Origin of the sequence: Gemmatimonas aurantiaca, from assembly GCF_037190085.1 — a bacterium.
Classification (GTDB): Bacteria; Gemmatimonadota; Gemmatimonadetes; order Gemmatimonadales; family Gemmatimonadaceae; genus Gemmatimonas; species Gemmatimonas aurantiaca_A.
The window spans coordinates 70,769-91,049 of record NZ_JBBCJO010000002.1 but is presented as its reverse complement, the minus strand read 5'-3'; the positions used below and the strand labels follow the sequence as shown (position 1 = coordinate 91,049).

The following is a 20,281-nucleotide window of genomic DNA, read 5'->3' as shown; positions in this document are numbered from 1 at the left end:
TCATCGCTCCACGATCATCTGCTCCAGCACGGCCATCGGCACGGCGCCTACTTGCCGGGCCACTTCCTTGCCGTCACGCATCACATTGAGCGTGGGAATGCTGCGGATCCCGAACCGCGTGGACAGGGCGGGGTTGGCATCGGTGTCCACTTTGGCCACCAGCACCCGGCCACGCTGGCGCTTCGCGAAATCGGCGAAGACCGGCGCCATCATGCGGCAGGGGCCACACCAGTCGGCGTAGAAGTCCACCATCACCGGGACGGCGCTCTGCGCCACCACCGTGTCGAAGTTGGCTTCCGTCAGCACGATGGGTGCGTCGAGCACCAGGGCCGCGCGACACGATCCACACGCCGGTCGGGCGTCCACGCGCGCGAGGTCGACGCGATTGAGCTTGCCGCACGCGGCGCAGGGCAGGACCGCGGGCAGGCGACGTTCGTTGTCGGTGGTCACGACGTACTCCTGGCTTTGGGACGACAGCCGAACAGGCCGAACGCTGCCAGGGCTTTTTCGAGCGGGCAGAAGTTGGTGAAGCTCGACTGCAGCAGATTGAGACCCACGAATGCCGTAAAGTAGAAGAACGCCGGTGATACCAGAAAGCCCAGCGCCACGGAAACGAGGACGAACACGCCGGCGAAACGGCGGATGATGGAATCAGCGCACATGAGTGGGGTTCTCGTTTTTGAGGGACACGGCAGCCTGGCGAGCCTCGCGGGTGCGAAGCTCCCAGTAGAGCAGCGGGACGACCACCATGGTGAGCAGGGTGGCCACGACGGCCCCGCTCATGAGCGCGACGGCGAGTCCCTGGAAGATCGGATCGAGTACCATGACCAGGCCGCCCACGACCACGGCCGCGGCGGTCAGGGCGATGGGGCGGAAACGCACCGCGCCGGCCTCGAGCACCGCATCGGTGAGGGCCCGTCCGCGGCGCTCCTCCAACTGGATGAAATCGACCAGCAGGATGGAGTTGCGCACGATGATGCCGGCCAGTGCGATCATGCCGATCATGCTGGTGGCCGTGAAGAACGCCCCGCCGATGGCGTGCGCCGGCAGGATGCCGATGAGCGTGAGGGGAATGGGCGCCATGATGACCAGCGGCACGCGGAAACTCTGGAACCATCCCACCACGAGCACATAGATGAGCAGCAGCACCACGGCAAAAGCGAGTCCGAGATCGCGGAACACCTCGATGGTCACCTGCCACTCACCGTCCCACTTGATGGCCGTCTCGTCCAGTGAGGCGGGCTGCTGCGCGTTGTAGATGCCGATGGACGCTCCGTCGACGCGCACGTCCGCCAGTCTCCGGTTCATCTCCAGGATCGCGTACACCGGGCTCTCGATCTCCCGCGCGACATCGGCGGTCACGTAGATCGCCGGACGGAGATCCTTGCGTATGCGTGTGCTTTCCCGGATGCCGTCCCGTACTGTCACGAAGCGGCCGAGCGGTTGCGCGCCCAGCATGGTGGGCACCGGAATCGCGAGCAGGGCATCGATGCTGGAACGTTCCGTTGCCGGCAGACGCGGCACGATGGCTACGGCTTCACGCGCCGTGGGTGAGGCCATCGCGCCGGCCGTGGTGCCGGAGACGGCCAGCGCGATGGTCTGCACGATCTGCTCGACACTGGCGCCAACTTCCGCGGCGCGGTTCCGGTCCACCTGAAACGTGACGCGCTGCTGCGGCGCCTCCACCGTCCAGTCCACATCCACCACACCCGGTGTTTCCTCGAACACCCGCTTCACGGCGCGCGCCGCCTCCAGCCGCGTGCTGTCGTTCGCGGCGTACACTTCCGCCACGAGGGTCGAGAGCACCGGCGGCCCCGGAGGAATCTCCGCCACCTTGGCCGAGGCGTCGTAGCGCTGGGCGATGGAATCGATACCCGGCCTGACCGCCACCGCGATGGCGTGACTCTGACGGGAACGTTCGCCCTTGGGGGCGAGATTCACCTGCACGTCGGCCACATTGGCGCCGCGGCGCAGGAAGTAGTGACGCACCAGTCCGTTGAAGTTGAACGGCGCCGCGGTGCCGGCATACACCTGCGTGCTCACCACCTCGGGAACCGAACCCAGATATGTCGCGATCTCCGACGCCACCCGCTGCGTGGTCTCGAGCGTGGTGCCCTCGGGAAGGTCGAGCACCACCTGGAACTCGCTCTTGTTGTCGAAGGGGAGCATCTTCACCTGCACGGCGCGCAGCCCCACCAGCGACACGCTGCCGAGCAGCAACAGGATCACCGTGCCGTAGAAAGCCCGCCGGCGCGCCGGCCGTTCCAGCAGCGGCGTCATCAGACGATGATAGAGTGTATCGACACGTCCGCCTTCTTCGGGCGGATGGGCGATGGATCCATGCGGCGGCCCGACATGGCCCTTCAGCAGGCGGTAGGCGAGATATGGCGTGACGACGAACGCCACCCCCAGTGACGCGAGCATCGCCACCGAGGCACCCACCGGAATGGGACGCATGTACGGCCCCATCATGCCACTCACGAATGCCATCGGCACGATGGCCGCGATCACCGTGAAGGTGGCCAGGATGGTGGGATTGCCCACCTCGTCCACGGCATCCACCGCGGCCAGATCGGCCGGCCGGTTCTGCATGGCGAGATGCCGGTAGATGTTCTCCACCACCACGATGGCGTCGTCGACGAGAATGCCGATGGAGAAGATCAGCGCGAACAGCGTGATGCGATTGAGCGTGTAACCCAGCGCGTAGTACACGAACAAGGTGAGCGCGAGTGTCACGGGCACCGCCACCAGCACCACCACGGCTTCACGCCAGCCGAGGAAGAGCCAGATGAGCAGCGTCACGGATACCGTGGCGATGATCAGATGGAGAATGAGTTCCCGGGCCTTCTCGCCGGCGGTCTCGCCGTAGTCGCGGGTCACTTCCAGCTTCACCGTGGAGGGCAGCAGCCGCGCACGCGCCTGATCGACCCGTTCCATCACGGCTTCGGTGACGTGCGTGGCGTTGGCGCCTTTGCGCTTGGCCACGGCGATCGTGACCGCCGCTTCCGGAGCCGTTCCGGTCCCCGCGCCATGGTGCGAGACATACGTGTCCACGTCGCCGTGATCGTCGCGGATGTCGGCGACGCTGCGCAGATAGATCGGCGTGCCGCGGCGATTGGCCACCACCAGCCCGGCCACGTCCTGGGCGCTGGTGATGGGAGCGCCCACCGCGATCTGCACGGTATGGTTGCCGGTGGTCATCTCGCCGGCCAGCAACTGCGCATTGGCCTGACGCAACGCCATCATGACTTCACCCGGCGTGACACCACTGGATGCGAGACGGGCGGCATCCAGCACCACACTCACCCGACGCGGAGCGCCGCCGATCACGAACGATTCGGCCACCTCGGGCACCGTGCGGATCTCGTCCTCGAGATGCACCGCAATGCCGCGCAGCGTGTTGATGTCGACGTCCTGACTGTGCAGGGTCAGCGACAACACGGGCACATCGTCGATGGAGTGTGCCCGAACCACCGGCGGCTGCATCCCCGCAGGCGCCACGGTCATGATGTCGGCGAGCTTGGCCTGCACCCGCGTGACGCTGCGCTCCTGATCCTCGCCCACCGCGAAACGCACGGTGACCATCGCGAAACCGTCACCGGCCGAACCATAGACATGGTCCACGCCCGGGATTTCGAGCATGCGCTGCTCGATGGGACGGGCCACGAGTTGTTCGGCCTCCGCCGGCGAGGCGCCCGGCATGGCGGCGATGACATCGATCATCGGCACCGAGATCTGCGGTTCCTCTTCCCGCGGTGTAGCGGCGATTCCCAGCGCGCCCACGGCCAGCGACGCGATGGTGATGAGCGGCGTCAGCTTGGAGTGCAGAAAGGCCCGGGCGATGCGCCCGGAAATGCCCCACGAGGCGGACATGATCAGACTCCGCCGTTCGGGTTGTGTTTCGTGTTGACATCCGTGTCGGCACCCGTGTCGGCATTCACAGGCGCATTCGCGGAGGTATTCGCAGGCGCCTTCGCAGAGGCGGCCGTGCGACCGGTCGGATCGTGTGGCATCACGACACGATCACCCGCATGGAGCCCGCTCGTGACTTCGACCCGATCGCCGAAGGTCCCCCCAACACGGATCCAGCGCCGTTCGCGCATGCCACCGCGGTCGACCAGGACCCCCACGAGATCACCGTCGCGCAGCAGCGCGCGCACGGGGATCATGATGCCGCGTACACTGTCGGTGGGCAGGAGGATGGTGGCACTGCTGCCGGCGGCGTAGTGCGCATCGCGATTCTGCACCAGCGCGTTGACGGTGAAGAGATTGCTGCTGCCGGCCGGGACCACGCCCTCGATCGTGGCCGTGGCCGACACGTCTCCGATGATGACATCGACGCGCTGCCCGCGGTGCAGGCGGCGCGTGACGGTGATGGGCGCCGCGGCACTGATGCGCAGGGTCGTCGCGTTCTGCACCGTGAGCAATGGAGCGCCCGGTGTGGCCATGCCACCACGATCGATGGCCCGACGGATCACGACGCCGTCGAACGGAGCGCGCAGCGTGGAGTATCGCGAAGCCGCATCGAGTTCCGCCGCCGCGGCCCGTGCCGCCCGCACGCCCGCTTCCGCGCGGGCGAGACCGGTCTGGGCGGCTTCGTATTGTGCCCGGGTGGCTGCACTGTCGGCATAGAGGGCCGCAAAGCGCCTGGCCTGCACTTCCGCGTCACGGTGCATGGCGTCCGCATCGGCCACCGACGCCGAGAGACGCTGTGCCCGGGCCGCGAGTTCGCCGGCATCGATGCGGAGCAGCACCTGACCGGTATGCACGCGGTCTCCTTCGTGCACCAGCACATCGGTGACGGTGCCCATGAGCGTCGTACTCAGCGTGGCCTCCTCCAGGGGGGCGGCCACGCCGGCGGCTCCGAAACTGCCGCTGAACGTGGTATCGGTGATCGTGAGCAACACCCCCGCAGTATCCGACATGGCGACCGGTCCATCGACACGGGCCGATTCGCGTGGGTGCGACTCATCGTTGCCGGAACAACCCGCGGCGATCAGTGCCGTCATCAGGACGACCGGCATCGCGAGTGCCCGCGTGGATTCGTGGAAGCGTGGGAAGAACGAATGGAGATTGGACATGGCTCGGTAGGGATCAGTGCTCGGGCGAAGGATCGAGCTGGGTCGCGATCGCGCCGGGATCGGCGCCAATGGCGAGGCGATACTGCGCCACCGCTTCGATGACGGCGTAGCGGGCGGCCGCGTGCTGCAGGGCCGATGCGGTCTCACTGGCTTCCGCCGCCAGGACCTCGGCGACGGTGGCCAGACCGCCGACATAGCGCCGCTGCACGAGACGATGCGCCTCCTGACTCTGCGTCATGCTGAGTGCCGCGAGATCGAGCTGCGCGAGCGTCACCCGCAACTGCCGCACCGCGGTCTCCTGTTCGAGGCGCGCGGCGGCCATGGTGGCCGCATCCGCGGTGCGGGCGGCCGCGAGACGTGCCTGCCCCCCGTCGATGTCGGCGAGCTCACTGCCCCCGCCGAAGAGTGACCACGAAGCCATGACTCCGACGGTCCAGCTCGGGCGTCCCGCGTACAGGCCACTCGGCGCGTTCCAGTCGTAGCGGGCCACGCCGTTCAGCCGCGGCAACAGCGTACTGCCGGCCCGCTGCACATCGAAGCGTGCGGCCTCCACATCGAGTCGGCTGGCCCGCATGTCTTCGCGGGTTTCTTCACGGCCGGTTCGGACGGACGATGCGCGCATCCCGTCGTTGCCTTCATTCGGGCCGACCGCAATGCCGGTGTTCCTGACCATCGCCCGCACCGCGGCATCGGTGGGCAGCACCGCCGGCAATTCATCGGCCCGCAACGTGTGTGCGGCATCGCTCCGACCGAGCAACAGGCTCAGTTGCTCGCGCGCGGTACCGGCGGCGGCATCGGCGGCCAGCCGTTGCGCCTCCACGTCACGTGTCCGGACCTGCATCTGCAGGAGATCGGCCCGTGTGACGAGTCCCTGACGGAGCATCTGTTCGATCTGGGCGGTCATGGCTTCGCCGGCGATGAGCGCCCGCGCCAGCGTCTGCTGTTTTTCCGCGGCCAGGATGGCGCCGAAATAACCACGCACGACCGACAGACGGGTGGACAGTGTCGTCCATTCGGCTCTGGCGGTGGCGGCATCGGCCGCGCGCGATGCGGCGCGTCGACCGAGTATCGCGTCGCCATTGACGAGCGGAATCTCGAGGATGGCGGCGCCCTGGAGATTGTCGATGGCGTCGGGCGCGTTCAGTCGTGCCGGCGCGAAGGCTTCCGCGGTGACGCGTCGTTGCCGCAGGAGCGTCCCGAAGGCGCCGATGGGGTCGGTGGTGCGGATGGCACCGGCTTCCACGCGCGCCGAGGGAAGCAGGCCCTGGAGCGGACGGCGGGCGGCGGCCCGGGCGATGTCCGCGGCGGCCCCCGCGCCGCGATTGGCGAACGCCATCCGATCCGCTTCGGCAATGGCGTCGGTCAGCCTGAGCGGCGGGGCGTTCGTCGGGCCCTGCTGCGCGCCGACCGTTGCGGGCAGCCCCCACGCCGCGAGGAACAGGAGAGTCTTGAGGTTTGGCATACAAGCATATTACTAAATACGTATATATTGAATGTCAAGGCGGGCCCGACCCCGGAGGGCGGGCCCGCGACGGACGCTCAGTCCGCTCGGATCATTTCCGGATCACTTGCCGAGATGCTTTTCGAAGAAGGCCCAGGTGCGATTCCACGAATCGATCTGCTCCGGCGAATCGTCACGCACCCACGTGCCCTTGGTGACGCGGCGGCTGAACGTGTGGCCGACGCTGGACGGTCCCGGGGTGGGATTCACGTACACCTTGGTCTCGGCCAGCCTGGGCTGGCGGGCCTGGAACGCGTCGATGAGCGGCCGCGCCTCCTCGAAGTTCACGTCCTCGTCGTTGGTGGCGACATGCACGAGGATCGGCGTCTTGAGGCTGTCCACCCAGTAGTAGGGGGAGCGACGGATGTACTCAGCGCGCTGTTCGAACGGCAGACCACTCAACTTGGACTGGGTGGAGAACGAACGCTGGTAGGACGGCCCCTTGAACGAGAGGCGGAACAGGAGATTGGTGACCGGCACGATGGCCGCTCCCGCCTTGAAGGGCGAGCCGTTGGCTTCGCGTGTGAGCAGCAAGGCGGTGATGTACCCACCGTGGCTCCATCCCATCACGCCGATGCGATCCGGATTGACATAGGGCAGGGCCTTGAGCACCGATACCGCGGACTCGGTGTCGTCGACTTCCATGCCGCCGTAGTCGATGGCGTTGTGATGCGCCTTGCCGTGGCCCGTGCTGCCACGATAGTCGGGCGCCACGATGGCGTACCCGCGCTGTACCGCCTCGATCACGAAGGGCAGGTACTGCGGATCGAAGTTGCTGTGCACGCCGCCGTGCACCCAGACCATGGCCGGATGTGCCCGGGCACCCTTGGTGGTGAGGGGTTCGAACAGGTACGCGGGGATCTCGAGGCCATCGGCGGAGCTCTTGTAGGTGACCTTCGAGAACTTCATGACGCCCTTGCTGCGGGCCGCGTAGATGGAATCGGTCTTCTGTTTGTCCTTGATGGCGGCGTCGTAATCGGCCACGGGATGGTCTTCGTGCCGGTTGCTCACGTACAGCAGCGCGGCGCGGGCCGAATCCATCTTGACGGTCTGACGCGGGGGGCGGGCTCCCTGCGCGGACAGGGAGGTGGCGAGCCCGGCAGCCAGCAGGACAGCCGGCAGGGAGGCCGTGAGCCAGGGGCGGAGTTGGGTCATCGGACGGAAGGCGGGGATGCGGGAACGATCGATGGCACTCGCGGAAGGGAGCGCCTCATGGTGGTCCAAGCAGGGGCTGACCACCGTCATCTTGGACAACGCACCAACGGTATCTTTGCTGAGATTCCCCGTCCAGCCGACCGGGCTGGCGGGGAAGGGCTCGCCCGGGCGCGTCGCTCACGGCGGGCTGCTCACGGCGAGCGCTCACTCCCGCGAGCGGGGCCGGCGTTGGGTGGCTGCCTTTTCGACGAGACGCCGCAGTTCCCGGATGGGCTCGGGGTGGTCGTCCACCTGCAGTCGGAGCACGACGTCGTTGTGCAGCCAGACGCCGCCGTCCTTTCGGACGATCAGCATCGCGGCCGACTGCATGCCCCGCTTGTCGCCGCCGGCCTGCTGTCCCGCTTCGAGTGCGGCGAGTAACCGGAGCGACAGGTGGCCTTCGGTGTTCTCGAAGGCGCGCACCATCGCGCTCACCACCTCCTCGCTGGCCAGGATGTTGCCCTGGGCCGTGCAGAACTTGCCCTGCTTGTCGCCGGCCCACTCCGTCGCCTTGGGGCCGGTGAAGGCCGCCACGTTTCCCTGGGCGTCGATGACGGCGAACTGGCGTCCCTGTTTGGTCCAGTCGGCGGGCCGGGGATCGGGATCGCGCTCCCAGATCTGCCGCACGACATCGGCAGGACGCATGCCCTGCCGGAGCAGGGTCAGCGCCTGGGGGCCATAACTCACGTCGACGATGGCCTGGGTGGCCGCGGCGCCCACGCCGGCTTCCGCCCAGAGCACCCCGTTACCCACGGAAAACACCCGCGATTGCACGGCGCCGCCTACCTCACCGGTGGCCGGATCGAACCCCAGAATCGAAAACGTGGCCACCGGCGGCCAGGGCGTCTGGCCAATCAGGGGGTGTCCGGGAAGGCCGGCGCCGACCAGGCACGCCAGCATGATCCACAGCGGGGCACGGCGTGGCGAACGGAACGGATGCATGGGGTGTGGTGCGTTCGAGGAGGTCATGGTGCGATTTCTCCGGCGGGAAGCTCCGGAAAATGTCCGTCGGAAGGCCGTGACGCGAAAGCGCCGGACGCGATCGCGCGAACTGCGACCCGGACGCCGGTACGAACTTCGGCAAAAGCGCCGAGGGGGTAAGCGCCAGACCGGATCTGTGCGTAGCATGAACATGGGCACGATCAGACGATCGTGATCCCCGTCCCCCCTCCACAATGCGGAGCCCCTGATGTTGCGTGGAACCCCCCGGCGTTGGACATGGCGATCGTCTTGCCATGCGCTCGCTCTGTTGACACTGACCGTGACATTGACCGCGACGCCACTGGCGGCGCAGGGCGGTGCGCAGCAGATCGATCAGGAGTACACCGCGAAGATCAAGGAGTATCTCCAGGATCCTCGCATCACGACCGAGCTGGTGGACCACCTGCCGGCTTCGAGCACCGTGCCCACGCCCCTCAAGTTCCATGGTCGTATCGTCGGCACCCCGGGCGAGCTGACGTACGCCAAGGACATTCACCGCTACTTCGAAGCGCTGGCCAAGGCCTCACCGCGCGCGAAGTACTGGACCATCGGCAAGACCGAAGAAGGCCGCGACATGGTCGTGCTCGCGATCGGCGACGAGCAGGCCATCGCGAACCTCGACAAGTACAAGAGCGAACTGGCGGCGCTCACCGATCCGCGCAAGACCAGCGAGGCCGATGCGCAGCGGCTCATCAAGAGCAGCAAACCGATCTACTGGCTCACCAGCGGCATGCACTCGCCGGAGAACGGCGGTCCCGAGATGCTGCAGGAGCTCGCCTACCGCCTGATCGTCGAGGAGACGCCGTTCATCCAGGCGATCCGCAACAACATCATCACCTTCATCACGCCGGTCATCGAAGTCGACGGTCGTGAGAAGCAGGTGGACACGTACTACTACAACAAGACGCTCGCGCCCGGTCTCACGCGCCTGCCGCTCATGTACTGGGGCAAGTATGTCGCGCACGACAACAACCGCGACGGCATGGGGCAGTTTCTCGCGCTGACGCGTCACGTGAATGACTTCTTCCTCGAGTGGAAGCCGCAGGTCATGCACGATCTGCACGAAGCGCAGACTTATCTGTACAGCTCCACCGGCACGGGCCCCTACAACGACGCCGTCGATCCCATCACGGTGAACGAGTGGTGGACGATGGCCATCGAAGACGTGCGGGAGATGACCAAGCGCGGCGTGCCCGGCGTGTTCACGTACGGCTTCTACGACGGCTGGACGCCGAACTACATGTTCTTCGTGGCGCACACGAAGAACGCCATCGGCCGGTTCTACGAAGTGCAGAGCTATGGCCCGGACAACTACGAAGTGCGTCCGGGACCGACGACCACGAGCAAGGAGTGGTTCCGTCCGAATCCGCCCCTGCCGTTCATCAAGTGGGGCCCGCGCAACAACGTCAACATCCAGCAGTCGGGCGTGCTCATCTCGCTCAAGCACTTCGCCGACAACCGGGCGATGTACCTCGAGAACTACTGGATCAAGAACAAGCGCGCGGTGGACAAGGGCAAGACCGGCGACGGGCCGTTCGCGTGGGTGATCCCGGCCGGCCAGCGCCGCAAGGCGGATGCGGCCGATGCCGTGAACGAACTGCGCAAGCAGGGGCTCGAACTGCACCGGGCCACGTCGGCCTTCACCGTCGGATCGGTGAGCGTGAAGCCGGGCGACTACATCGTGCGCGGCGATCAGCCATATCGCACGCTGGCCGACATGTATCTCAGCATCCAGAACTACTCGCCGGCCAATCCGCGTCCGTACGACGACACGGGCTGGACGTTCCAGTTCATGCGCAACGTCGCGATCTTCCCGATCGCCGACAAGAGCATCCTGACGCAGCCGATGGACGCCGTGACCAGCAAGGTGGTGGCGACCGGTGGCATCGAAGGTTCGGGTCCGGTGCTCGTCATCGAACACACGTCCGACAACAACCTGATGAAGTTCCGCACGAACTTCGCGACCACGAAGATGTTCGCGGCCGAAGCGGAGTTCCAGGCCGGTGGCCGCACGTTCAAGCCGGGCGCGTTCATCGTCCCCGCGGGTGATCGGGCGAAGATGGAGGCGTCGCTCAAGGAACTGGGCATCTCGGCGGTGGCCGTGGCGTCGGCGCCGACGGTGAAGCAGCATGAACTCGATCTGCCGCGCATCGGGTATGTGCACGCCTGGCAGCGCACGCAGGACGAAGGCTGGGTGCGTGCCGCGCTCGACAACTACGGCGTGCCCTACACCTACTTCGGCGACATCCGTCTCCGTGAAGGCAATCTGCGCGCCAAGTACGACGTGATCATCTATCCGCACGTGGGCGGCAGTGCGCAGTCGCACATCGCGGGCATCATCAAGAACGGCGACACGCCGCTGCCGTACAGGAAGACGGCGAAGACGCCCAACCTCGGGGCGCTGGAAGGCACAGACGACATCCGTGGCGGCATGGGCATCGAAGGGTTGACCGAGCTGTACAAGTTCGTGCAGGCCGGTGGCACGCTGATCGTGGAGGGTTCGACGTCCTCCATCTTCCCGGCGTACAATCTGACCAGCGGCATCACCATCGAATCGCCGAGCCAGCTCTTCGCGCGCGGTTCGATCATGCGTGGCATCGTGTCGGACAAGAACAGCCCGATCGCGTACGGCTTCGACAACCAGCTCCCGGTGTACTTCAACCAGGATCCGGTGATCAACGTCGGCGGTTCGGCGGGTCTCTTTGCCGGCTTCCAGGGTGCGGCGGGTGCGAATCTCGCGCAGAACGTGACGCCGAACGCGCAGCCGCTCCAGCTGTCCACGTGGAATTTCAACAAGCCGGATTCGGTGAGCACACCGGCCGCGGGTCGCGGTGGTGCGGCCGGCGGTGCCGGTGGTCGCGGCGGCTTCGGCGGCGGCGGCGGTGGCGGTGCGGGCATGTTCGGCGGGGCCACCAGCATCGATGGCACCCGTCCGCGCGTCATCATGCAGTTCCCGGCCAATGCGTCCGACATGCTGCTCTCCGGCACGCTCGCCGGTGGTGAAGCGCTGGCCAACCGCGCGCAGCTCGTCGATGCGCCGATCGGCAAGGGACACGTCGTGATGTTCGCCATCCGTCCGTTCTGGCGCTGGCAGACGCAGGGCACGTTCTTCCTCGGCTTCAACACGATCCTCAACTGGAACGATCTCGACGCCGGGAAGTGAGATGCCGATCCGCGTCTGAGCGACGTGGACGGAACATCTGAAGAGCGGCGCTGAACACCGCGCTGCATATCGCGCTGCATACCGCGCTGAACAGCAACGAGGCGGCTCCGGAATACGGGAGCCGCCTCGTCTGCGTCGGGGGCCGGGAAGATCGATCACGGGGCCGCCGTGACGACGCGATGACGGGTTTCCCGGTTGCCGGGTATCGCAGCGTGTTCACGATTCTTCACCGAATGCTCACGGAGTGTCCATGCGATCGATCCTCAGGACCGCTCTGGCGGTCGCCCTCATCGCCCAGGCGGGATGTCGAACGGAAAGCCATACGGCGCCGCTCGACGACGAGTTCATCATCCGGAGCAATGCGGCGGTCACCATCGACGGTGCGGCGTTGAATATCCGGCTGCTCGGTGTCCTCAACGATTCACGCTGCGCGCGCGATGTGGTCTGTGTGTGGTCGGGCAATGCCGAAGTCCTGTTGGAAGCGCGACAGGACGGCGCGGTGGATACACTGCGCCTCAATACCCACATCGAGCCGCGTCAGGCGGTGGCCGGCCGGTATCTCGTACATCTCGTGGGGCTCGCGCCGGAGCCGCGATCGGATCGTGCCATCGATCCCGCGGACTATCGGGTGACCCTGCGCGTATCGATGCCGAATATCGCCTGCACGGCCGTGGCATTGTCGGCCATGACCGTGTCACTGGTCGACTCGATCGATCCGGGCCGTGCGACATTCCGGAATGTCCGGGTGCTTGCCACCGATGGCGCCTTCCGCGATTCGGTCCGGACCGACAGTCTGCTCCCCGGCATGAAGCTGGGCCTCGTGTACGAACGGGCGGGTCGGTACACGGTGACAGTACGCGCGGAGGGATACGCACCCTGGACCGCGACGGATATCCTCGTGCGACGGGACCTCTGTCATGTGATCACCGTCCCCGTGACGGCGACGTTGCGACGCCAACAGTGACGCGGGGAAGGGGGCGCGGCGACAGGGCGGCGCCCTCTTCACTCGTTTCGGTCAACCCGGCGGCGTGGCCACACTGTCCCGCTTCACCGCAGCGGAATCGCTCTTCGTCACCGCGCTGTCGGCCTTCTTCGCCGGCGACGATTGAGCGGGTGCGTCGGACGTGCGCCGGCGTGTGCGCTTCGGGGTGGGCTCGGTCGGTGCTGCCGTGACGCCAGTCTCCGTGGCCGTGGAATCCGAGCCGATCCATCCCGCGATCGTCGACCGCGCTTTCCCCGACACGGCGCCGATGCGGTCGGAGAGGTTGTGCATGGTGGTTCCTTCGGGCTGCGTGGACCCATACCACCACAGCCCGTACGTGAAGACCACCGCCAGCATGATGTACGGAAACACCGAACGCCGGCGTCCCATGCGCACGGGGTCCTTGCGTGCACGACGCACGGGTTCGGCGGCCTGTGCGCGGGGGCGTTGCGGGTCGTGGCCACTGGCGGGAGTCCGCACCGTCGAGGCTTCGTGGGGCGTGCGCGACGCCACACTGCTCATGCGCTGCCCCAGTGCGTGCCGGTAGATCTCGGCCGTCTGCGTCGGCGTCATCTCCGACACCGAGTCGGCCAGCGCGTTGCCGAAGTCCGCGATGGCGGGATATCGATCCACCGGATCGGGAGCGAGCGCCTTGTCGAAGACATCCTGCAACGATGCCGGCCAATCCAGATCGCTGCGTACTTCGTCGAGACGCCGCGGTCGGCTGGTCAGACGCGCAATCAGCGATTCTTTCGACGACGCACTCACGAAAGCTTCATGGCCCGTGAGCGCCATGAACGCCACCAGCGCGAGCGAATACTGATCGGAACGTGCATCGAGCACATCCCCCGAAAGCTGTTCGGGGGACATGTATTCGGGTGTGCCCACCGCGAAGCCGGTGCGTGTCACCTGCTGCGAACCGCGTTCCATGGTGCGCGCAATGCCGAAGTCGACGAGCTTCACGACGAAGGTGCCGTCGGTGCGCTTCGACACCATCACGTTGTCGGGCTTGATGTCGCGATGAAGAATGCCGAGGTCGTGAGCGGATTGCAGCGCATCGGCCGCCTGCGCGATGATGTCGGCACCCACCACGGGGTGGAGAGCGACTTCGCGCTTGAGCGTGGCGGCGAGCGATTCACCGTCCACGAACTCCATCGCGAGATAGACGAGCCCGTCATCGGTTTCGCCGAAATCGAAGATCGCCGCGACGTTCGGATGCGTGATCTTGCTGGCGTTCTCGGCTTCGCGCGTGAAACGTTGCAGTGCTTCCTGTTCGTGCAGCAGCGCCGGGCGCATGATCTTGATGGCGCTCTTGCGCTTCATGCGCACGTGTTCGGCCAGATAGACCTGGCCCATCCCTCCCTCGCCGATGCGCGAGATCACCCGGTAGCGTCCGCCGATCATCTTGCCGATGAGGCCGCTCTCGTCGACGACGATCAGGGAAGACCCGTCTTTCGCGCAGAACGCGATGGATTCGTCGTAGGTCTCCCCGCACTTGGGACAGCTCTTCCGTAGGCTCACAGGAGCGAACCTATCAGTCTCAGTGCTGAAGGCAAGCGCATCGACAGGTAGGAGTCGGGTGGAGAGTTATGGTCGAGCTCGGTTCCTCCGCTTTCGGGCAGATTTTGGGTATGTTGCACACATGCCTCCGGTTTCGCGTTCCCTGCCCGATTGGCCTCGGCCGTTCGTGAGGAGAGTCCTCCGAGGCGGACTGCCTGCCTTCCTTCTGTTGGTCGGACCGGTGAGGGTGAATGCGCAGGCGGGTACGCAGCCCCCGGCGGCCGCGGGCTGGGCCCAGGCCGGAAAGCAGGGGGATGCGCTGCTGGGAAGCACCACTTTCCACACGGGCGAGTCGCTCCGGGACCTGCGCATTCACTACACGACGTTGGGGACGCCCCGGAAGGATGCCCGCGGGACCGTCCGCAATGCGGTGATGGTGCTGCATGGGACGGGAGGCAGCGGGCGGTCGTTCCTGTCGGCCACCTATGCGGGCGAGCTGTTCGGCCCCGGCAAGCTGCTCGACAGCAGCCGGTACTACATCATCCTGCCCGACGGGATCGGTCACGGGGGCTCGAGCAAGCCCAGTGACGGCGACCATGCGCGCTTCCCGAAGTATGGCTATACCGACATGGTGGCGGCCCAATACCGGCTGCTGACCGAACACCTGGGCGTCAATCATCTGCGCCTCATCATGGGCACCTCGATGGGGTGCATGCATGCGTGGATGTGGGGATACACCTTCCCCGGTTTCATGGATGGCCTGGTGCCGCTGGCCTGTGTGCCGTCCCAGATCGCGGGGCGCAATCGCATGATCCGCACCATGGCCATGGACGCCATTCGTGACGATCCGGCCTGGCAGGGCGGTGAGTACCGCACGCAGCCGCCGGGACTCAAGGCCGCGCAGATGCTGCTGTACATCATGTCCAGTGCGCCCCTGGTTCAGCAGACACAGGCTCCCACGCGCGACAAGGCCGATTCCGTCATTCGCTCCTGGCTCGATGCACGCATGCGGACCACCGACGCCAACGACTTTCTCTATCAGTTCGACGCATCGCGCGACTACGATCCTTCGACCCACCTGCGGGAGATCGAGGCGCCCGCGTTGTTCATCAATTCGGCCGATGATCAGGTGAATCCGCCTGAGCTGGGGCTGGCCGAGAAGCTTGCCGCACAGATGCCCCGCACGCGGTTCATTCTCCTGCCCATTTCATCCGAGACGCGCGGTCATGGCACACATTCGCAGCCGCGTATCTGGGGCAGGTATCTCTCGGCGTTCCTCCGCACCCTTCCAGAACGATGAGTCCTTTCACCACGCGTCCGACCACCTGGCAGTTGATGACACGCGCCGCGCGGCTGCGGTGTCCTCAGTGTGGGGGACGGGGCATTTTCCGGTCCTTCTTCGAGTTTCGTGAACACTGCCCCACCTGCGGCATGCGATTGCAGCGCGGCGAAGGCGACTATTTCATCGGGGCCTATCTGTTCAATCTCATCGCCGTGGAGATGATCCTGGCGGTGTGTGTGGGCACGTTCGTGGTGATGACCTGGCCCGATCCGCCGTGGGAGATGATCACCTACGTCACGGCCGCCCTGATGCTCACCGGCTGTGTGGTCTGTTATCCCTTCGCAAAAACCACCTTTCTGGCGGTGGATCTGGCGGTGCGTCCGATGACACGCGAGGAGCTGCACTGGCATCGCGAGGACGGCTCCCACGGAGAGCGGGAGCTGCCCCAGATCTGAACTTCCCAGGAAAGCCGTCACAGAAAAACGCGGCGCGCACCATCCATCGGTGCGCGCCGCGTCGTTTTTCCGGAGACCCGGTTGCTGCCCGCTACTTCTCGGTGATGATGAGATAGCGGGAGGCGCCCCAGAATTTTGCCGGATCGGTGATGCGGATGCTTTCCCCGCGGAAGGAGCCGTCCTTCTCCTTCTTGGCGACTTCGATAAGTCCCACGTCGTGCCGTGACACGATGCGGTAGGCCCGGTCGGTGCGCGGGAGGGGAATGGTGAGGACATCGCGGCGATCGGCGCGTGTGAAGCGCGTCTCGTCGAGCGTGCGGGCCGGCACCAGCGTCTTCCCGAGCTTCACGATGAGCAACCCGCGCGATCCGCCTTCTTCGGCGACGACGCCATCGGCCAGTAGCTGGCGGCGCGAACCGATGGTGTAGAAGACCTGGTTCTCACGTACGTCCATGGCTTTCACCGTATCGGTGAGGACGGCCTTTTCGGCGGTGAGCGTTTCGTTGGCCGTGCGGAGCTGGCGGATTTCATCCTGGAAGGCCGCGATCTCCCGGTCACGCTGCGACAGCCGGGCATTGAGATCGGCCAGGAGGGTGGCCGCCGCCGACGAGTCGGCCTGCATGCGCCGGAGGTCGGCCAGCTGGCGTTCCACCTGGGCCTGGCGGGCCGACAGACGCTGACGCATCTGCTTCAGGCGATCCAGGATGTCCCGCTGCGCGGCTTCCGCCTCGGTCTTCCCCGATTCGTCGGTGGTATTGACTCCCACCTTGGAGGACAGACCCCGGACCTGACGGAGTTCGGCGTCCACCTGGTCGGCAAACCGGGAGGCTTCGACCACCTGAGCCAGGGCGCGGTCCTTGTCCGCGCTGGAGCCCTGCACGAGACCCTGCAGCGAGTCACGCTCGGCGCTGGCCGAGGCAAGGGCGACCGCGAGAGAATCGGCCCGGGCACGGGAAGCGGTGTCCGTGCAGGCGGAGACCGCAAAGGCGGCCAGCAGCAGCGAGGCTGCCGTGGCGCTGCGGATCTGAAGGGGCATGGAAGTGCGGGTAAGTGGAAACAGGAACGTGCGGCAGGAACGTACCGGTCTCAGGCGTTCCGTGAAAGTATCGTGGATCACCTTTCGATCGGCCTTTGGTGATCTGCCGCACGTTGTGTTTCAGCTATCGCTCTTCCTGGGTGACCTTGGTCGCCGAGGGAGGTTGCTGGTACTTCTCGAACCAGCTGCGCAGATAAAGCTGGGTGCGGAGGAAATTCGACGGGGTCGAACTGGTTCCGTGCCACTCGTTGTTGAAGCGGACCATGGCGGTGGGCACTTTGCGGACCTTGAGTGCCTCGTAGTACTCCTCTGTCTGCCCCATGGGCGTCCGCAGGTCGTTGACACCGGTCATGAGCATCGTGGGCGTTTTCACGTTGCCCACGTACATGAGCGGCGACCGCCGCAGATGCTCGCTGGGGTCGTCCCAGGGATACTTCGCAAAGTTGTAATACCAGTTGGAGCCATCGGTCGTTCCGACAAAACTCACCCAGTTGGTGACGGGGCAGTTGGCGCTGGCGGCCGAGAAGCGGTCGGTGTGGCCGACGATCCAGCTGGTGAGCACACCGCCGCCGGAGCAGCCGAAGACGTACAGACGATTGGTGTCGATGTATCCGCGCCCGATGACCGTATCCACGCCGGCCATGAGGTCATCGTAGTCCTTGCCCGGGTAGGCGTTCTTGATGGCATTGCCGAAGGCGCTGCCATAGCCCGTGGAGCCGCGCGGATTGGTGTAGAGCAGCACGTACCCGTGCGCGGCGTGATCCTGTCGCGCGAAATTGAAGGCCACGTTGTACATGCTGTGCGGTCCACCGTGGATCTCGAGCATCAGCGGGTACTTCTTCGACGCGTCGAAGTCGGCAGGCTTCACGATCCACCCCTGAATGCGCATGCCGTCGGCCGAGGTGTACCACACTTCCTCGGTCGTCGCGAGCTTCTTGCCGGCGAGCACGTCGCCGTTGACATCGGTGAGTTTGCGCAGGGTGGGTGTGCGCACGTCGAACGCCACGATGTCGGTAGGCTGAAGCGCGGTGCTGTTCACCCCCACGGCCAGGAACGACTTGCCGATATCGCTCACCGTGAGCGTCTGCGCGCCTCGGGTGATCTGCCGGATGTCACCCTTGAGCGAGACATGATGGAGATTGCGCGACCCTTCGCTCTCGACGTTGAAGTACACGCCGAGTCCATCGGGCGACCAGATCAGGCCACTGGGTGAGCGATCGAGCTTCTCGGTGAGCACGCGCACGTTGCCGCCGTTCGCATCCATGATGTACAGGGCGGCGTCCTTCCAGGTCGCGTCGGTGCTGTCGTAGCCGGTGTAGGCGATGTATTTGCCGTCGGGACTGGGGACGGGATTGTTGTCCGGCCCTTTGCGGTGCGTGAGTTGCATGATGGCGCCGCTGGCGACATCCACTTTGTAGATCTCGCTTTCGCGCCAGGCATATTCACTGTCGGGCGTGCGCAGCGAGGTGAAGAGCAGCGCCTTGCCATCGGGCATCCAGGTGGTGCCGTTGGCGGCCCAGTCGCCGGTGGTGATCTGCCGGGGCGTGCCGCCATCGGCGGGCACGGTGAAGAGTTGACGCAGCCCGTTCTCGAGGAAGCCCTGACGGTCGGCGCGGTACTTCACCTTGGTGACCACACGCGGCGGTTCGGTCCACTTGGCGCCCTTGGGCGCGGCGGGCATGGGAATGCGCCATTCGTCGTTCTGCCGCACGAGCATCCCGAAGGCCAGCGTGGTGCCATCGGGACTCCATTCCACGTCACCCGGCGATTCGGTGAGACGGGTGATCTGCGTGGTGGCGCCTTCGGCGTTCATGTAACGCACCCAGATCTGCTGTCCGGTGGGCTCACCGGTGGCCACATAGGCGATGCGGGACCCATCGGGGCTCCACTTGGCATTGGAGCCTTTCACGAGGAAGCGATTCTTCGTGCCGTCGGCATTCATGATCCACACCGACGACTCGCGGCGATCGTTGAGTTGATCGATCCACGTGCGGGTGTAGAGGATCTGTCTGCCGTCGGGAGAGAGTGAGGGATTGGCGACGTCTTCCCAGTTGAAGTAATCGGCGATGGTGAGCCGGTCCTTCGGGGGAGTGGACTGGGCGTTTGCCGCGGATGGGATGGCGAGCGGTGGTGCCAGCAGGGCGACCACGAGCAGCGCACGGGCGGGGAGTCCGCCCAGGCCAGCGCTGGGGACGGGGAGGGGCAGCATCGAAGCCTCCGAGAAGGGAACCCGATGAGCATATCGCGCGTGCTCGCCGATGGCGAGCGCGGTGGAGCACTGCGGCCCTGTACTACCTCAGGGAATCCGCGAAGGCGAGGATGGAGTCGCCGAAAGCCTTCGATGAGCCGTCGACATACCGACGGACGCCCTGCCACTGGCGGATGAGCGAGGAGCGCTGGTTGAGACTGGTCTCGATGACGCGGCGCTTGGACGTGGAGGCGTGGATCATCTTGCCGTCGCCCACATAAACGCCCACGTGAGAGATGCGCTTGCCGCGTCCGAAGGTGAGTACATCACCCGGCTTGAGGGCGGCGACGTCCTTGGGGACTTCCACGCCGACCTTGGACTGGCCCTGGGCGGTGCGGGGGAGCACCATGTCGAGCGCGCCCATGACGTAACGAACGAGGCCGCTGCAATCCAGGGCCACACCGGCCTTGGAGCCCCCGAGCTTGTATTTGGTGCCCAGCGATTCCCGGGCTCTCTCTACGATGCCATCGCGGAGGCGCTCCGCGGAGGCGCTGAAGGCCGCGAAGGGCTTGCGCGACTCCAGCACCGGCTCGGCGGCTTTCGAATCACCCTTGGGGATGCCATTCAGCTCCTGGGCCTGCAGCGACGACACGTTGGCCACGAGGGCCACGGTGACGGCGGAGAGCAGGATGGCGGAGCGGAAACGCACGATAGGGCGAGGCGCGCAGGCCGGGTGGAGGGTGATCCGGTGACGGGCTGGAGATACACAAGGTATCCCGCGGTTTGACGCCTGGCCAGAGGGCGGCGTCACAGTGCGGGAAAGGTTCGGTTCGGTCTAGGTCAACCGGACAACAGCCGAGTGCCTGCCTCCGGGAATCCCGTGCCATTCGAGGGACGATGCGGCCGGGATCAAGCCGA

The 20,281-nt window shown here is 65.9% G+C and carries 15 protein-coding genes; 4 read left to right on the top strand and 11 right to left on the bottom strand.

Annotated features, from left to right (window positions below; translation table 11 throughout):
- The 7 genes from trxC to WG208_RS02000 form a co-directional block, all read right to left on the bottom strand.
- Positions 1-450, bottom strand: coding sequence for a thioredoxin TrxC (gene trxC / locus WG208_RS02030; protein WP_337169646.1), 450 nt, complete (start codon positions 448-450; stop codon positions 1-3).
- Positions 447-662, bottom strand: a complete 216-nt coding sequence (locus WG208_RS02025) for a DUF2892 domain-containing protein (protein WP_337169645.1) — start codon at positions 660-662, stop codon at positions 447-449. Before WG208_RS02025 ends, trxC begins: the two co-directional genes overlap by 4 nt.
- Positions 652-3,873 (bottom strand): efflux RND transporter permease subunit, encoded by a 3,222-nt coding sequence (locus tag WG208_RS02020; RefSeq protein ID WP_337169644.1) that lies wholly within the window; start codon positions 3,871-3,873, stop codon positions 652-654. The genes WG208_RS02025 and WG208_RS02020 overlap by 11 nt, the downstream gene beginning before the upstream one ends.
- 2 nt (positions 3,874-3,875) lie before the next feature.
- Positions 3,876-5,081, bottom strand: coding sequence for an efflux RND transporter periplasmic adaptor subunit (locus tag WG208_RS02015; protein ID WP_337169643.1), 1,206 nt, complete (start codon positions 5,079-5,081; stop codon positions 3,876-3,878).
- 13 nt (positions 5,082-5,094) lie between these two features.
- Positions 5,095-6,543: a TolC family protein gene (locus WG208_RS02010; RefSeq protein WP_337169642.1), complete on the bottom strand. Its 1,449-nt coding sequence runs from the start codon at positions 6,541-6,543 to the stop codon at positions 5,095-5,097.
- 102 nt (positions 6,544-6,645) lie between these two features.
- A complete protein-coding gene (locus WG208_RS02005; RefSeq protein ID WP_337169641.1) occupies positions 6,646-7,737 on the bottom strand; it encodes an alpha/beta fold hydrolase in 1,092 nt (363 codons plus the stop codon).
- Between the two features lie 204 nt (positions 7,738-7,941).
- The gene (locus WG208_RS02000; protein ID WP_337169640.1) at positions 7,942-8,745 is read right to left on the bottom strand and encodes a DUF1028 domain-containing protein; all 804 of its coding nucleotides are present in this window, start codon (positions 8,743-8,745) and stop codon (positions 7,942-7,944) included.
- 292 nt (positions 8,746-9,037) lie between these two features.
- Between WG208_RS02000 and WG208_RS01995 the strand changes: the two genes are divergently transcribed.
- Both WG208_RS01995 and WG208_RS01990 read left to right on the top strand, forming a co-directional pair.
- Entirely contained in the window at positions 9,038-11,920 is a 2,883-nt protein-coding gene (locus tag WG208_RS01995; protein ID WP_337169639.1) for a M14 family zinc carboxypeptidase, read from the top strand.
- 250 nt (positions 11,921-12,170) lie between these two features.
- A complete protein-coding gene (locus tag WG208_RS01990) occupies positions 12,171-12,884 on the top strand; it encodes a carboxypeptidase-like regulatory domain-containing protein (protein WP_337169638.1) in 714 nt (237 codons plus the stop codon).
- A gap of 51 nt (positions 12,885-12,935) precedes the next feature.
- Here WG208_RS01990 and WG208_RS01985 read toward each other — a convergent pair whose 3' ends face one another.
- Complete coding sequence (locus WG208_RS01985) at positions 12,936-14,423, bottom strand: serine/threonine-protein kinase (protein ID WP_337169637.1); 1,488 nt, start codon at positions 14,421-14,423, stop codon at positions 12,936-12,938.
- Between the two features lie 226 nt (positions 14,424-14,649).
- On the opposite strand from WG208_RS01985, the gene WG208_RS01980 reads away from it, so the two are divergent.
- The gene (locus WG208_RS01980) at positions 14,650-15,702 is read left to right on the top strand and encodes an alpha/beta fold hydrolase (RefSeq protein ID WP_337169636.1); all 1,053 of its coding nucleotides are present in this window, start codon (positions 14,650-14,652) and stop codon (positions 15,700-15,702) included.
- Positions 15,699-16,139 carry a DUF983 domain-containing protein gene (locus WG208_RS01975; protein WP_337169635.1) on the top strand — a complete coding sequence of 147 codons (441 nt, stop codon included), beginning with the start codon at positions 15,699-15,701 and terminating at the stop codon, positions 16,137-16,139. The genes WG208_RS01980 and WG208_RS01975 overlap by 4 nt, the downstream gene beginning before the upstream one ends.
- A 91-nt stretch (positions 16,140-16,230) precedes the next feature.
- Here WG208_RS01975 and WG208_RS01970 read toward each other — a convergent pair whose 3' ends face one another.
- The 3 genes from WG208_RS01970 to WG208_RS01960 all read right to left on the bottom strand — a co-directional run bounded on the left by WG208_RS01970 (position 16,231) and on the right by WG208_RS01960 (position 20,072).
- Complete coding sequence (locus WG208_RS01970; protein ID WP_337169634.1) at positions 16,231-17,175, bottom strand: hypothetical protein; 945 nt, start codon at positions 17,173-17,175, stop codon at positions 16,231-16,233.
- 124 nt (positions 17,176-17,299) lie between these two features.
- Entirely contained in the window at positions 17,300-19,384 is a 2,085-nt protein-coding gene (locus tag WG208_RS01965; RefSeq protein ID WP_337169633.1) for a S9 family peptidase, read from the bottom strand.
- An 82-nt stretch (positions 19,385-19,466) separates the two neighbouring features.
- Positions 19,467-20,072 (bottom strand): C40 family peptidase, encoded by a 606-nt coding sequence (locus WG208_RS01960; RefSeq protein ID WP_337169632.1) that lies wholly within the window; start codon positions 20,070-20,072, stop codon positions 19,467-19,469.
- Between the last annotated feature and the right edge of the window lie 209 nt (positions 20,073-20,281).